This window comes from Crossiella sp. CA198 (assembly GCF_052078295.1).
Taxonomy (GTDB): Bacteria; Actinomycetota; Actinomycetes; order Mycobacteriales; family Pseudonocardiaceae; genus Crossiella.
Map to the genome: position 1 here is coordinate 78,793 of NZ_JBQJIM010000018.1, position 14,761 is coordinate 93,553.

Sequence of the window (14,761 nt, forward strand, 5' to 3'; positions counted from 1 at the left end):
GGCATCACCAGGGGAGACGTCGGGCGCTACCCCAGTGAGTCCAGTGCTGATCGGATCATCGCCAATCGTGCCCCGGAGGCGAGTCCGGCGTGATAGAGGTGGAATTCCTCGACCCCGGCCGCGGAGAGCGCGGTCAGTTCGGCCCGCATGGCCGAGGAGTCGACCGGTTTGGGCGGCAGGGCGAGCACGTACCCGGCGATCCTGGTCTGCGGGGCCAGCTTCCGCAGGGCCTCGATACCGGGGATGCTGGCCTCCGGTCCCGGCCAGCACATCGCCACGATCGCGTCGACCTCCACACCCAGTTCGGGCGCCGCGGTGGCGAAGGGTCCGGTGGCCCACGGGTCGGCGTTGGCGTGCACGATGACCCTGGCTTCCGGGGCCAGTTGGCGGATCTCGCCGACCAGCAGCGCGCGCAGTCGCGCCACCGCACTGGTCCGTACGGCGGCGACCTGTGCGGCCAGTTCCGCGCCCAGTGCCGATTCCACGCTGTCCGGTTCGCCCGCGTCCACGGCCGCGCGCACCCGCGCGCGCAAGGCGTCCACCGCGATGCCCGCCTCGGTGTAACCAGCCGAACACGCTCCGCAGAAGCACAGTGACAGCAATGCCTGGCGGACTTTGCCCCAGTCACCGCCCTCGGTCTTCTCGTGGTGCCCGCCGTGGAAGAAGCCCAGCGGCCCGCATGCCTCCAGCACCACGCCGTCCGGCCGGCCCTGGGTCACGATCTCGCGGACCAGGGTGCGCGCGTACTCGGCGACCTCCGGCTGGGTGGTGCACAGCGCGTACGGGTAGCGGTCGCCGAAGGCGTTGCGCACCACCAGGTCCGGCGCCAGGTCGCCAAGGCGGCTGCTGTGGGTGAGCACGGTCCAGGCGTAGACCGGCAGTCCGGCGGCCTTGAGCGCGTCGCGGGCCTGACCGTAGGAGTCGGCACCGTCCACCCAGGACGGTTCGGCCGGGGTGAGCCTGCGCCCTTCCCAGACCTCCGGCCGCACCGGCAGGTACAGCGCGGCGTGCCGGGCGTCGATCAGCCGGTGCTCCGGGTGCAGCGGAGTGGCGGCCCGCACGGTGTGGTAGGAGGCCGCGAGGGCCACCGCGTCCACGCCGAGGTCGACGATCCGTTGCACCGCACCGGGATCGCCGATGATGTCCCACGGGTAGACGTGGGCGACGGACTTCACCACCGCGGCCGCTTCCTCTCGTAGTCGGGCTGGAACTTCTGCATGTAGCCGGTGTCGTCCCGCACTTTCAGCCCGCAGGTGCGGTAGTTCTCGTGCAGGCGGGCCAGCTGGTCCCGGTCCAGGCTGACCCCGAGGCCCGGGGTGACCGGCACTGACATCGCACCGTCCACAAAGGACACCACGCCGGGTTCGATCACCTCGTCCTTGGCGTTCCACGGGTAGTGGGTGTCGCAGGCGTAGGACAGGTTCGGGGTGGCCGCGGCCAGGTGGGTCATCGCGGCCAGGCTGATGCCCAGGTGCGAGTTGGAGTGCATGGACAGCCCGATGCCGAAGGTGTCGCAGATGACGCCCAGGTGCCGGGAGCGGGTCAGACCGCCCCAGTAGTGGTGGTCGGAGAGGATGACCTGCACCGCGTCCTTGGCGATGGCCTCGGGCAGCTGGTCGTAGGAGACCACGCACATGTTGGTGGCCAACGGCATCGAGGCCTGCTTGGCCACCTCGGACATGCCGTTGATGCCGGGGGTGGGGTCCTCCAGGTACTCCAGGACCCCGTCCAGTTCCTTGGCCACCCGCAGCGAGGTCGGCACCGACCAGGCGCAGTTCGGGTCGATCCGCAAGGGGTGACTGGGAAAGGCCTCGCGCAGGGCGTGGATGGCGGCGATCTCCTGCTCGGGCGGGAAGACCCCGCCCTTGAGCTTGATCGAGCCGAACCCGTACTCCCGCACCATCTTCCGGGTCTGCTCGACCATTCCGGCCGGGTCGATCGCCTCGCCCCACTCGTCGGCCTCGGCGCCAGGGTGCCCGGCCCACTTGTAGAACAGGTAGGCGCTGTAGGGCACCGCGTCGCGGACCTTGCCGCCGAGCAGGTCGTGCACCGGGCGGCCCAGGAGGTGGCCCTGGATGTCCAGGCAGGCCACCTCGAACGGGGAGAACACCCGGTCCACGGTGCCGCCGGAGGTGAAGTCGCCGGTGAGCCCGTGCTTGTCCGATCCGGCCACGCCGCCGAGCGCCTCGGCGACCTTGGCGTGGATCTGGTTGAGCGCGTAGACATCCAGGCCGATCAGACCCGGCACCACCGATTCCATCCGGGCCAGGTGTCCGGTGTCGCCGTAGCTCTCGCCGAGGCCGAGCACGCCGTCCTCGGTGAGCACCTCGATGATCGAGCGCAGCGCCCAGGGTTCGTGCACCCCGGCGGAGTTGAGCAGGGGCGGGTCCCGGAAGGCGATCGGGGTGATGGTGATCCGCTGGATCCGGGTGCCGGTGCTCACACCAGCTCCAGACCCGCGGCCACGATCTGTTCGAGTTCGGCCAGGTGCTCCGGGGTCGGGTCGGTCAGCGGGGCGCGCACGCCGCCGCAGTCCAGGCCGCGCTGCTTGACCGCGGCCTTGACCAGCGACACCGCGTAGCCGGGGGACTTGTCCCGCAACGCCACCAGTGGGCCGTAGAAGCCGTGCAGCAGCGCGTCGACCTTCGCCGTGTCGCCCTCGTCCACCGCGCGGTAGAAGGCGAGGGAGATCTCCGGGGCGAAGCAGAACACCGCGGAGGAGTACAGCTCCACGCCGATGCCGCGGTAGGCGGGCTGGGTCATCTCCGCGGTGGGCAGGCCGTTGAAGAACTGGAACGGCTTGTCCACAGTGGACCGGACCGCGAGCACGATGCGCTGCATCAGGTCCAGGTCGCCCAGGCCGTCCTTGAAGCCGACCACGTTGGGCAGCTTGGCCACCTCGACCGCGGTCTCCGGGGTGAACAGCGCGTTGTTGCGCTGGTAGACGATCACCGGCAGATCGGTGCTGCCGGCGACCTGGCGCACGTAGTCGAGCAGGCCCTCCGGCCGCGAGCCCACCAGGTACGGCGGGAGCAGCAGCAGGCCGTCCGCGCCGGCCCGCTTGGCCGCCGCGGCGAACTGCTTGGCCAGGGGTAGCGCGCCGCCAGTACCGGCGAGCACCGGGACCCGGCCGGCGGTGGCCTCCACCGCGACCGCGACCACGCGTTCGTACTCTCCGGGTTCCAGTGCGTGGAACTCACCCGTGCCACAGGCCACGAAGACGCCGCCGGGTCCGGCGTCCACACCACGCTTGACGTGCTCGGCGAGCACGTCCTCGGCCACCTCGCCGGTCCCGGTGAACGGGGTCACCGGGAAGAACAAGACTCCATCCAGCTGCATGTCAGACCTCACGACGTCGAGACCGGCGATGGCGGGAACCGCACGCGGTTCCCTATCCCTTCACAGCACCACTGGTGATGCCGCGCAGGAACGATTTCTGCAAGGACAGGTACACGATCAAACTCGGTACCAGGGCGAGCAGCGCACCCGCCAGCACCACACCCGGTCCGACCATATCGTCGGAGCGCAGGGTGGCGAGGGCGACGGTGAGCGTGTAGTCGCCGGGATCGGTGGCCACGATCAACGGCAACAGGTACTGGTCCCAGATCATGGTGAAGCCGAACACGGCGACGACTCCCAGCGCGGGCCGGCACAGCGGCACCACGATCTGGGCGAAGATGCGGAGTTCGCCCGCGCCGTCGACGCGGGCCGCCTCCTCCAGTTCGAGGGGGATCTCCCGCATGAACTCGGTCATCACGAAGATGGAGAAACCCCAGGCGCCCAACGGGAGGATCACGCCGAGCAGGGTGCCCTTGAGGCTGATGCCCAGCAGCGGGAGGTCGCCGATCACCATCGACAGCGGGATCGCGATGACCTCCTCGGGCAGCATCATGGTGGTGAGGATGGCCAGCATCACGATGGCCTGGCCGCGGAACTTCTTGCGGGCCAAGGCGTACGCGGCGAACACGCTGACGCTGACCTGGAGCAGCAGCCCGCCACCGGCGATGATCAGCGAGTTGAGCAGGTAGCCCCAGATGCCCTTCTGGGTGGCCACGTCGAAGTTGACCAGCGAGGGGCGGTTGGGCAGCACGGAGAGTTTGGTCGGGTCCGGGCTGAAGTCGAAGGCGCCGGAGACCACGGTGATCAACGGCCCGCAGAAGAACAGGAACACCGCCACACACAACAGGATCCGGCCGGTGGCGCCCACCGGAGAGGCGCGCACGCCGGCCCAGCCCAGCGCGGTCTCACATTGCCGCGCGACCCCGACGGGCTTGCGCCCGGCGCCCGGCCGGTCCGAAGTGGACGGTGTGGCGGGTCGGAGTTCGGTGGTGGTCATCAGGCCTCCCGCCGTCGGCGCAGCAGCTGCACGCCCAGGGTCAGCAGCAGGGTCACCAGGAACAGCACCACCGAACCGGCCGAGGCCACGCCCAGCTCGCTGGTCTCGAAGCCGAGGGAGAACACCCGGGTCATCCAGACGTCGGTGGAACCGGCCGGGCCGCCGCCGGTGAGCACGTAGACCTCGGTGAACACGCGCAGACCGCGGATCGAGGCCAGGGTAAGGAGAATCGTGATCGCGGGGCGCAGCGCGGGCAGCGTGATGTAGCGGATGCGCTGCCAGGTGGTGCAGCCGTCGATCGCGGCGGATTCGTAGAGCTGGCGGTCGATCCCGGCCAGTCCGGCCAGCAGGATCACCATGTCGTACGGGGCGCCCTTCCAGATGCCCACCGCCATCACCGACCACAGCGAGGTGTCCGGGTGGTCCAGGAAGGTGGACGGGCCCAGGCCCACCCAGGAGAGCAGCGAGTTGAGGAAGCCGCCCTCGGCCGGGTAGTAGAGCAGCCGCCAGATCTCGCCGACCACCGCGGTGGCCGCGACCACCGGCAGGAACACCGCCGAGCGCACGAACCACAGCGAACGTGCCGTGCCCTCAAGGAGAAGTGCGAGGCCGAAGCCGATGAGCATGGCGCCCGCGGTCTGCCCGACGGCCAGGATGATGGTGTTGTTCAGCGCGTTGTGGAAGCGCTCGTCGCCGAGCACTCTGGCGTAGTTGTCCAGGCCCACCCACAGATCACCCAGGAACGGGCGCACCTCGAACAGGCTGAGCCGGATGCCCTCTGCCATCGGGACGTATTTGAAGACCAGGAACAACAACAGCGCGGGCAGCAGGAACAGCCACGGGATGATGGTGACCGCGAGGCGGCGCCGAGGAGGGCGCCGCCTCGCGGAGTGGGACTCGACGGCACCGCCGCCACTAGCCGCCGAGCCCACGTCTGTGAGGGTCACTGAGCCGCCTTCTGCGACTTCAGTTCCTTGTCGAGGTTGCCTGCCAGCTTGCCGAGTTCGGCGGAGACATCGCTGCCGCACTTGACGAACAGGCTGTTCAGCGTCTCCGCGGTCTGCTGCCGGAAGGGCTGGAAGTTGGGCACGTTCGGGAACGGCCGGGCGTTCTCGGCGTAGACCTTGGCCACGGTGTCCCAGCGCGGATCGTTGTAGACCGCCTTGACGTCGACCTTGCTGTTGACCGAGAGCCGCACCACCGGGCGCTGTCCGGCGTCCGGCTTCATGCCCAGCTGCTGGGCTTCCGGGGACACCAGGAACTCGGCCAGCTTCTTCTGCTCGGCGGTCTTGGCCGAACCGGCCATCTGGTAGATGACCTCGCCCTCGCCCAGCACGGTGGAGCCGCTCGGGCCCGCCGGGGACGGGATGACCTCGTACTTGTCCTTGCCCGGCGCCTTGTCGAAGCGGGAGAACATGTACGGGCCGGTCAGGTAGATGCCGGCCTTGCCCTGCTCGAAGTAGTTGTGCGCGTCGTTGGTGACCATGGTGAGCGAGTTGGGCAGCGTCACCTTGGTGTCACAGAACAGGCCCTTGAGCCAGTTCACCGCCTGCGTGGTCTGCGCGGAGTTCACCGCGACCTTGTACTCGCCGCCGGACTCGCTGAGGATGTCCCCGCCGGCCTGCCAGATGTAGTTGGCCGCCCACCAGGCCAGGTAACCGCGGTCGGTGGAGCCGGGCGCGACGATGCCGAAGGTGTCCTTGGCGTCGCCGTTGCCGTCAGGGTCCTTGGTGGTGAAGTCGCTGGCCAGCGCGGCGAGTTCGTCCCAGGTCTTCGGGATCGGCTTGCCCAGCTTCTCCCGCCAGTCCTTGCGCACCAGCAGCACCTGGGCCTGGGTGGAGAAGGGCACCGCGAAGTACTTGCCGTCGGCGGTTTTGCCGTTGTTCCAGGCGCGTTCGACCAGGTCGCCCTGGCCGGCGAAGGCGTTGCGGTCGACCTCGACCAGGAAGCCCTGCTTGCGGTATGGGCCGAGCGAGCCGGTGTCGGTGATCACCAGGTCCGGCAGGTCCTTGGACTGGGCGCGTTCCTGCACCCGCTTGTCGAAGTCGTTGAACGGCGGCGGGTTGTAGTTGACCGGGATGCCGGTCTTGTCGGTGAACGCCTTGAAGATCTTCTCGTAGACCTTCTTGGTGTCGTCCTGGCTGCGCGTCCACACCTCGATCGGCGCGTTCGGGTCGCCCTGCGGGGCCCCGCCGGAGCAGGCGGACAGGACCAGCCCGACGGCCACCGCACCCGCGAGTAACGCGGTGCGGGTTCTGGTGGTACGACGCTGCATGCCCGGCTCCCTCAACTTCGGCGGTGGGTTCACCCGAACTGCCCTCTGGACAGATTCGTTCAGATATGTGAATCTGAGTCGTACTTGTGAACCTTGTTGCGGGACTGTAAAAATCAGGCCGTGCCCCTGTCAAGAGGGCGGCACGGGAGAAGAACCCGATTGGACCTGGAGGCCGAGATGACGGAAGCCGTCAAGGACGCCGCGGTCGCCCCCACCCGACCGGCGGCGGTCAAGTCCGCCGACCGCACGGTGGAGCTGCTGGAGGTCCTGGCCTCCTTCGACCGCAGGCTGACGCTCACCGAGCTACACCGCGAGCTGAGTTACCCCAAATCGAGCCTGTACATGCTGCTCCAGACGCTGGTGGCGCGCGGCTGGGTCGAGGTGGAACCGGACCGCGGCACCTACGGGATCGGCGTGCGCGCACTGCTGGTCGGCACCTCCTACCTGGATCACGATCCCGTGGTGCGCACCGCCATCCGGGTGATGGAGCAGGTGCGGCAGGAGATCAACGAGACGGTCCACCTCGCCCGCTTGGAGGGCGACGACGTGGTGTACCTGGCCAGCCGCGAGTCCGAGCACCACCTGCGGGTGGTCTCCAGGGTCGGCCGCAGGCTGCCCGCGCACAGCACCGCGCTGGGCAAGGCGCTGCTCTCGGCCCGCCCGGCCGCCGACGCCGCCGCGCTGGTGCCGGACTCGATCGCCCCGCTGACCGCGAACACGGTCACCGACCGGGACGCGCTACTGGCCCAGCTGGAGGACTTCCGCCGGGTCGGCTACTCCTTCGAGCGCGAGGAGAACACCCCCGGCCTGGGCTGCTTCGCGGTCGCACTGCCCTACCGCAACCCGGTCACCGACGCGATGAGCTGCTCGGTGCCGGTCGCCCGGCTCACCCCCGAGCACGAGAAGCAGATCGTGGACGCGCTGCTGGGCGCGGCCCGCACCCTCACCGAGCTGCTCCGCCAGCCCGGCCTCACGCCGCTGTGAGCCACACCGCCACCGGCACGCAGTCCATTTTGGACAGTCAGAAACAGGACGCACGAAGGGTCTCGGAGTGACCGAACGCATTCTGATCACCGGCGCGGCCGGCGGTGTGGGCACGCTGATGCGGCCCCGCCTGGCCCGCGACGGCCGCATCCTCCGGTTACTGGACATCGCCGAACTGCCACCGGCGGGTGCGGGTGAGGCGGTCGAGCTGGTGACGGCCTCGGTGACCGACATGGCGGCGATGGAGGCGGCCTGCGCAGGCGTGTCCGCGGTGATCCACCTCGGCGGGCACAGCCTGGAGCGGGAGTGGGCGGACATCCTCGATGTCAACATCAACGGCACCTACACCGTGTTCGAGGCGGCCCGGCGGCAGGGCGTGCCGCGGGTGGTCTTCGCCAGTTCCAACCACGCGGTCGGCTTCGCGCCGCGGGCTGACGGCGAGGTGGCCGGGAACGCGTTCCCGCGCCCGGACACCAACTACGGCGTGAGCAAGGTGGCCGGCGAGGCCATCGCCAGCCACTACGCCGACCGGTACGGCCTGGACGTGCTGTGCGTGCGCATCGGCTCCTGCTTCGAGCGGCCGAAGGACCTGCGCATGCTCTCCACCTGGCTCTCCCCCGCTGACGGGGCAAGGCTTTTCGAGGCGTGTCTGTCCACTCCGGACCCCGGTTTCCGGGTGCTGTGGGGCGTCTCGGACAACACCCGCCGCTGGTTCTCCCTGGAAGAGGCCAAGGAGATCGGCTACGTCTCACAAGACGATTCCGAGGCGCACGCGGCCGAACTGATCGCCGAGCACGGCGAGCCGGACGTCAGCGCGTCACCGCACCACCTCGTCGGCGGCATCTGGTGCTCGCCCGACTACGACACCGCGAAGAAGGAGGCCGGACGGTGACCGTCCAGGGCGTGCAGGGCTACAACCCACGGACCGGTGGGACCTACCGCGAGCCGGTGCCGGCCACCCCGGAGGCCGAGGTGGACCGGCTGGCCAAGGCCGCGGCCGAGGCGTTCCCGGTGCTGTCCGGACTGACGCTGACCAAGCGGGCCGAACTGCTGGAGCGGATCGCGGACGCGCTCGACGCGAAGAGCGAGACGCTGATCGAGATCGCGGACACCGAGACCGCGCTCGGCGTGCCCCGGCTGACCGTGGAACTCAAGCGCACCACCAACCAGCTTCGCCTCTTCGGCGAGGTGCTGCGTGAGGGCAGCTACACCGAGGCCACCATCGACTCGCCCAACCCGGACATCATCCCGCCGCGGCCCAACCTGCGCCGGATGCTGCAGCCGCTGGGCCCGGTCGGCGTGTTCTCCGCCAGCAACTTCCCGTTCGCCTTCTCGGTGGCCGGTGGCGACACCGCCTCCGCGCTGGCCGCGGGCTGCCCGGTGCTGGTGAAGTCGCATTCGGCGCACCCCAACACCTCGGTGGCCACTGCCGCGGTGCTGATCGAGACCATCGCCGCGGCCGGGCTGCCCGCCGGGGTGTTCAACATCGTCTACAGCACCCCGGCCGGTTCGCAGCTGGTCAAGCAGCACGCGATCAAGGCGGTCGGCTTCACCGGGTCCACCGGCGGCGGGCGCGCGCTGTTCGACCTGGCGGTCGGGCGGCCGGATCCGATCCCGTTCTACGGCGAGCTGGGCAGCGTGAACCCGACGGTGATCCTGCCGGGCGCGGCGGCCGGGCAGACCGAGGAGCTGGCCACCGGCTTCGCCGCCTCGCTGACCATGGGCGTGGGCCAGTTCTGCACCAACCCGGGCCTGGTGTTCGTGCCGGAGTCCATTGTGGACGCACTCGGCAAGGCGGTCGGCGGGGCCAACGGCGGGGCCATGCTCACCGCCCGCATGCGTGACTCCTATGAGTCCACTGTGGACGGACTGTCCGCGCGGGACGCGGTCGAGCTGGTCGCGGTCGGCGAGGCGCCCGAAGGTGGCTGGACCGTGGCGCCGCGGCTGTACCGCACCACGGTGGCGAACTTCGCCGCCGACCAGGCCAAGCTGAGCGAGGAGTGCTTCGGCCCGGCGGCCATCGCGGTCACCTACTCCGACCCGGCCGAACTGCTGCCGGTGCTGGCCAAGCTGGAGGGCACCCTCACCGCCACCGTGCACGCCGCCGAGGAGGACCACGACGCGGCAGGCACGCTGTCCGCGGTGCTGGCCCGGATCGCCGGCCGCCTGGTGTTCAACGCCTGGCCGACCGGGGTCGCGGTGAGCTGGGCCCAGCACCACGGCGGTCCGTGGCCCGCCACCACCTCCGCGCTGCACACCTCGGTGGGCGCCACCGCGATCCGCCGCTGGATCGCGCCGGTGACCTACCAGTCCTGGCCGGACGCGCTGCTGCCGGTGGAACTCCAGGACGCCAACCCGCTGGGCATCCCGCGCCGCCGGGACGGAGTGCTCGGCACGCACTGAACCACGCACTGAACACAGTGAGCCAGGCCCGGTTCGCGCGGTGACCCCGACCCCGCGCGAACCGGGCCTTTCACTTATTCGGGAGCGGTTTCGCCACGCCGCCCCTAGCCTGGGCGCATGGCACAGAAGTCGTTCCAGGGAGACGTGATCCCTGGTAAGCAGGTCGACATCCGCATGTGGACCAAGGCCAATGAGGTCGAGGGCCAGGCGATGCAGCAGCTGCAGAACATCGCGGCGCTGCCCTGGGTGTTCAAGCACGTCGCGGTGATGCCGGATGTGCACTATGGCAAGGGCGCCACGGTCGGTTCGGTCATCGCCATGCAGGGCGCGGTGTCCCCGGCGGCGGTGGGCGTGGACATCGGCTGCGGGATGACCGCGGTCCGAACCTCCTTGCGTGCCAACGATCTGCCCGACGACCTCCGTGCACTGCGTTCCGGGATCGAGAAGGTGGTGCCGGTCGGTTTCGGCATGCACCGCGACATCGCCTTCGGCGAGCAGGACGCCACGGACTGGGACTCGTTCTGGTCCGGCTTCGACAACCTGACCGAGGCGGTCAAGGCCGAGACCAAGCGGGCGCTGCTGCAGATGGGCACCCTCGGCGGCGGCAACCACTTCCTTGAGGTCTGCCTGGACGAGGACGACCAGGTCTGGCTGATGCTGCACTCGGGCTCACGCGGGATCGGGAACCTGTTGGCGCAGTACCACATCAGCGTGGCGCGCGGGCTCGCGCACAACGCCGAGCTGCCGGACCCGGACCTCGCCGTGTTCCTGGCCCAGACCCCGGAGATGGCGGCCTACCGGCACGACCTGTACTGGGCGCAGGACTACGCGCGCCGGAACCGCTCGGTGATGATGCGGCTGGCCTGCACCGTGCTGGCCAAGCAGTTCCCGCAGGTCGCCTTCGAGGAGCCGATCTCCTGTCACCACAACTACGTCGCCGAGGAAACCCACTTCGGCGCGGACCTGCTGGTGACCCGCAAGGGCGCGATCCGGGCGGGCCAGGGCGACCTGGGCATCATCCCGGGTTCGATGGGCACCGGTTCCTACATCGTGCGCGGGCTGGGCAACCCGGACTCGTTCTGCTCGGCCAGCCACGGCGCGGGCAGGCGGATGTCCCGGAACCAGGCGCGCAAGCGGTTCACCGCCAAGGACCTCGCCGAGCAGACCGCGGGCGTGGAGTGCCGCAAGGACTCCGGCGTGGTGGACGAGATCCCGGCGGCCTACAAGGACATCAACAAGGTCATCGCGAACCAGGCCGACCTGGTCGAGGTGGTCGCCAAGCTCCGCCAGATCATCTGCATCAAGGGCTGACCCACCGAGTTGGGCCAACTCGTACGCCCGGTTTGCTCAAGTGGGCGTACCGGTTGGCCCAACTCGTACGGTCAGGTGGCGGGGAGGAGGCGGTAGGCCGGGAGTTTGGCGACCCGGCCGTCGCCGCTGCTCTGGCCGCGCAAGCGGCGGATCAGCCAGGGCAGCAGGAAGGTGCGCAGCCAGCGCAGGTGGTCCGGGTCGGGCTGCTCGGCGCCGTCGACCGCCATCGCCGGGGCCAGTCCGTCCAGCGCGGCCAGCGCCGCCGCGGCCATCGCCTCGTGCGCGATCGGCCCTGGGTGCAGCCGGTCCTCGGCCCAGGCGGCCATGCCGGCGGGGGTCATCGCGGCCAGGTCCAGGCAGAGCAGGCCGTGCCGGTGCGCCGCGGCGGTGATCACCGCGTTCATCCGGGTGATCCGGGTGTCCATCCGCCGACGCAGCGCCTGCGGCAGCGGCGCGAACAGGCCAGGCGCGGGAATGGTCGAGGTGAGCACCACCGCCCCGGTCACCCGCAACCCGCTGAACAGCGCGTTCAGGTCGGCGGCGAACTCCAGTGGGTCCAGGCCGGGCCGGATCACGTCGTTCATCCCGACCACCGCGGTCACCAGGTCCGGCCGCAGCTCCTGGGCCGCGGCGAGCTGGCTGTGCAGGATGCGCCGGGTGGTCAGCCCGCGCACGGCCAGGTTCGCGTAGCGCACCTCGCCCTGCCGGACCGCGATCGCCTCGGCCAGCCGGTCCGCCCAGCCGCGGAACCCACCGTCGCCGTCCGGGTCGCCGAGTCCCTCGGTCACGCTGTCGCCCACGGCGACGAACCTCTGCCACACCACGCGCTCCACGTTAGCGCGGGGTGATGAACCCGGACTCATAGGCCGCGATCACCGCCTGGGTGCGGTCCCTGGCCTGCAGTTTCGCCAGCACGTTGCCGACGTGGGTCTTCACCGTCTGCAACCCGACGAACAGCTTCTCCGCGATCTCGGCGTTGGACAGCCCGGTGGCCATCAGCCGCAGCACCGCCTCCTCGCGCTCGGTGAGCTGCGCCCTGGCCAGGGTGTCCTCGGCCCGCCTGCTGTGGTGCTCGGCGGCCAGGGCCCGGATCGCGGTCGGGAACAGCAGGGTGTCCCCGCCCGCCACGATCCGGATCGCGTGCACGATCTCCTCCGGCCGGGCCCGCTTGAGCAGGAAGCCGCTGGCGCCCACCCGCAGCGCGTCGTAGACGTACTCGTCGTTCTCGAAGGTGGTGACCACCAGGATCTTGGGTGGTTCGGCCACCGTGTCCAGCAGGTGCCGGGTGGCCTGGATGCCATCCACCGCGGGCATCCGCACGTCCATCAGCACCACGTCCGGGCGCAGCCGGTGCACCAGTCCTGGCACCTCGGCCCCGTCGGCGGCCTCGCCGAGCACCTCCAGATCGGGTTCGGCGTTGATGATCGCGCGCAGTCCGGCCCGGATCAGGTCCTCGTCGTCGACCAGCAGCACCCCGGTCATGAGGTGGCCGCCCGCATCGGCAGGGTGGCCGCGACCCGCCACAGCCCGTCGCACTCCCCCGCGGTCAGGGTGCCGCGCAGCACGGTCACCCGTTCCCCGATACCGCGCAGGCCGCGCCCGCCACCGTGTCCGCGACCGGACGGCCGCTCCCCCAACGGGTTGGTCATCTCCAGCTCCAGGTTGTCCGCGCGCACGAGCAGCCGCAGGGTGACCGGCACCTTGCCGGCGTGCCGCATCGCGTTGGTGAGTCCTTCTTGGACGATCCGGTACGCCTCCCTGGACACGGCTTTGGGCACGCGGTCCAGGTCGGGTTCGAGTCGGGCGTCGATGTCCACCCCGGCCAGCCGGGTGCTGCGCAGCAGACCGTCCAGGTCGGCCAGGGTGGGTTGCGGCGCGGTGCTGCCGCCGGATTCCTCGCGCAGGATGCCCAGCACGTGGTCCAGGTCGGCCAGCGCGCTGCGGGCGGCCTCCTCGATCGCGCCGAGCGCGGCCCTGGCGAACTCCCGGTCGGTGTCCAGCACCCGCCCGGCGGCCGCGGCCTGGATGGTGACCACGCTGAGCGCGTGCCCGACCGAATCGTGCAGCTCGCGGGCCAGCCGGTTGCGCTGGGCCAGCCGCTCGGCCGTGCGCTCCAGCTCGGCCAGCCGCTCGGCGGGGGTCGGGCCGAGGAAGAACCCGGCCAGCCGGGCCATGATCTCGCCGACCCCGGCCACCAGGTACACCGCGATCAGCGCCAGCCCGAGCGCGACCAGCGGCGCCCACCACTTGTCCGGGCCGCCCTGCAGCGGGATCACGTCGAGGATGAGGTAGGTGGAGTAGCGGCTGAACGGCAGGGTGAACGCGCCGACCAGGAACACCGGGATGATCAGTGTCAGCAGGCTGACCAGGAATCCGGTGATCAGGTGGATCAGCAGCCAGCCCGCGACCCGCAGCCGCGCCCACGGCGAGCGCAGCCCGCTGGAGAGGTCGGTGACCTGGATGCCGAGCAGGGTGCGCACCGCGGTGGTCTCCAGCACGCCGAGCGCCGGGATGAGCGTGGTCAGCAGCAGGGTCGCCATGGCGAAGAAGACCGAGAGGGTGGCCAGCGTCCAGCCCTGCGGGATCGGCAGCACCACGAAGTCGCGCAGCAGCTCGGCCACCGCGGTGCCCGCGATGAAGTACGGGGTCAGCAACGCGCCGCCGAGCACGAGGTAGATCCACCGCAACAGGGTGGACCTGCTCGTCAGCGGGGCGAGCAGCTTGCCGAGGACACCGGGCACACGGACGATCCTGACAGGTCCGCCGCCCGCGCGGGCTCACTCCGGGGAGGCGCGGCCTTCCCCCGTGTGGGGGAGTTCGGTGGACCGGCGGCGGGATGCCCCGGACCAGGGGCTGCGGCAGGCTGGGGGCACACTACGAGCCGGAGGTGCCGATCATGCCGACGTCCCAGCGCGCGACCCGTGGCACCGCGTGGCTCGGCTACGCGGCCTGCGTGTGGGCGCTCGGGTTCGCGGTGATGGTGTTCCTGACCGACCAGCCCGAGCGCGGCGGCTGGGGCCTGACCCTGTTGCCCACCGGCGATTCGCCGACGTTGTGGCTGCTCCAGCTCGCGGCGAGCCTGCTGATCCCGGCCGGCGGGGTGATCGCGCTGGCACTGACCCAGCCGTGGGGCGCGAACTTCCCCCGGCCGCTGCTGCTGACCGTGGTGTGGACCGGGGCGGCACTGGCCCTGGCCCAGGCCGGGTACGGGGTGTTCGGCTCGACCAGATCGGATCCGTGGCAGACCGCCTGGTTCGTGGTGATGGGCCTGTTGCTGGCCACCACCGGGCTGCTGCACCGCCGCCCGCGGTGAGTCGTTTCACAGCAGCCGACTAAAGCAATTCTGGCTCCTTACGCGATCTTCACAGATTTTCCACGGACGATCCGCCCGATTCGCGGCGATCCGTTCCATTTCGTCCGGATCACCGTGGGATGACGGGTGGATTTCTTAT

14 protein-coding genes are annotated in these 14,761 nt (G+C 70.2%); 5 read left to right on the top strand and 9 right to left on the bottom strand.

What is annotated here, in order from left to right:
- Positions 1-26 precede the first annotated feature (26 nt).
- From ACTOWY_RS28710 to ACTOWY_RS28735, 6 genes are read right to left on the bottom strand one after another with little or no spacing between them, the layout of a single operon-like run.
- Positions 27-1,178, bottom strand: a complete 1,152-nt coding sequence (locus ACTOWY_RS28710) for a hypothetical protein (RefSeq protein ID WP_441312724.1) — start codon at positions 1,176-1,178, stop codon at positions 27-29.
- Positions 1,172-2,443: a glucarate dehydratase family protein gene (locus ACTOWY_RS28715; RefSeq protein ID WP_441312725.1), complete on the bottom strand. Its 1,272-nt coding sequence runs from the start codon at positions 2,441-2,443 to the stop codon at positions 1,172-1,174. Before ACTOWY_RS28715 ends, ACTOWY_RS28710 begins: the two co-directional genes overlap by 7 nt.
- A complete protein-coding gene (locus tag ACTOWY_RS28720; RefSeq protein WP_441312726.1) occupies positions 2,440-3,339 on the bottom strand; it encodes a 5-dehydro-4-deoxyglucarate dehydratase in 900 nt (299 codons plus the stop codon). Before ACTOWY_RS28720 ends, ACTOWY_RS28715 begins: the two co-directional genes overlap by 4 nt.
- Positions 3,340-3,391: 52 nt before the next feature.
- Positions 3,392-4,336, bottom strand: coding sequence for a carbohydrate ABC transporter permease (locus ACTOWY_RS28725; protein WP_441312727.1), 945 nt, complete (start codon positions 4,334-4,336; stop codon positions 3,392-3,394).
- Positions 4,336-5,283, bottom strand: coding sequence for a carbohydrate ABC transporter permease (locus ACTOWY_RS28730; protein ID WP_441312728.1), 948 nt, complete (start codon positions 5,281-5,283; stop codon positions 4,336-4,338). The genes ACTOWY_RS28725 and ACTOWY_RS28730 overlap by 1 nt, the downstream gene beginning before the upstream one ends.
- On the bottom strand, positions 5,280-6,611 hold the full coding sequence (locus ACTOWY_RS28735) for an ABC transporter substrate-binding protein (protein ID WP_441312729.1): 1,332 nt from the start codon (positions 6,609-6,611) through the stop codon (positions 5,280-5,282). The genes ACTOWY_RS28730 and ACTOWY_RS28735 overlap by 4 nt, the downstream gene beginning before the upstream one ends.
- Before the next feature lie 177 nt (positions 6,612-6,788).
- Here ACTOWY_RS28735 and ACTOWY_RS28740 point away from each other — a divergent pair, with 177 nt between their 5' ends.
- From ACTOWY_RS28740 to ACTOWY_RS28755, 4 genes are all read left to right on the top strand, one after another.
- Positions 6,789-7,595 (top strand): IclR family transcriptional regulator, encoded by an 807-nt coding sequence (locus ACTOWY_RS28740; RefSeq protein ID WP_441312730.1) that lies wholly within the window; start codon positions 6,789-6,791, stop codon positions 7,593-7,595.
- A gap of 67 nt (positions 7,596-7,662) precedes the next feature.
- Complete coding sequence (locus ACTOWY_RS28745) at positions 7,663-8,487, top strand: NAD-dependent epimerase/dehydratase family protein (RefSeq protein WP_441312731.1); 825 nt, start codon at positions 7,663-7,665, stop codon at positions 8,485-8,487.
- The gene (locus ACTOWY_RS28750; RefSeq protein ID WP_441312732.1) at positions 8,484-9,998 is read left to right on the top strand and encodes an aldehyde dehydrogenase (NADP(+)); all 1,515 of its coding nucleotides are present in this window, start codon (positions 8,484-8,486) and stop codon (positions 9,996-9,998) included. Before ACTOWY_RS28745 ends, ACTOWY_RS28750 begins: the two co-directional genes overlap by 4 nt.
- A gap of 117 nt (positions 9,999-10,115) precedes the next feature.
- The gene (locus tag ACTOWY_RS28755) at positions 10,116-11,309 is read left to right on the top strand and encodes an RtcB family protein (protein ID WP_441312733.1); all 1,194 of its coding nucleotides are present in this window, start codon (positions 10,116-10,118) and stop codon (positions 11,307-11,309) included.
- A gap of 71 nt (positions 11,310-11,380) precedes the next feature.
- On the opposite strand, the gene ACTOWY_RS28760 is transcribed toward ACTOWY_RS28755, so the two are convergent.
- From ACTOWY_RS28760 to ACTOWY_RS28770, 3 genes are read right to left on the bottom strand one after another with little or no spacing between them, the layout of a single operon-like run.
- The gene (locus tag ACTOWY_RS28760) at positions 11,381-12,133 is read right to left on the bottom strand and encodes an SGNH/GDSL hydrolase family protein (protein ID WP_441312734.1); all 753 of its coding nucleotides are present in this window, start codon (positions 12,131-12,133) and stop codon (positions 11,381-11,383) included.
- A gap of 10 nt (positions 12,134-12,143) precedes the next feature.
- Entirely contained in the window at positions 12,144-12,791 is a 648-nt protein-coding gene (locus ACTOWY_RS28765) for a response regulator (RefSeq protein ID WP_247758638.1), read from the bottom strand.
- Positions 12,788-14,050: a histidine kinase gene (locus ACTOWY_RS28770; RefSeq protein WP_441312735.1), complete on the bottom strand. Its 1,263-nt coding sequence runs from the start codon at positions 14,048-14,050 to the stop codon at positions 12,788-12,790. Before ACTOWY_RS28770 ends, ACTOWY_RS28765 begins: the two co-directional genes overlap by 4 nt.
- 155 nt (positions 14,051-14,205) lie before the next feature.
- On the opposite strand from ACTOWY_RS28770, the gene ACTOWY_RS28775 reads away from it, so the two are divergent.
- Positions 14,206-14,622, top strand: a complete 417-nt coding sequence (locus ACTOWY_RS28775) for a hypothetical protein (RefSeq protein WP_441312736.1) — start codon at positions 14,206-14,208, stop codon at positions 14,620-14,622.
- Positions 14,623-14,761 lie beyond the last annotated feature (139 nt).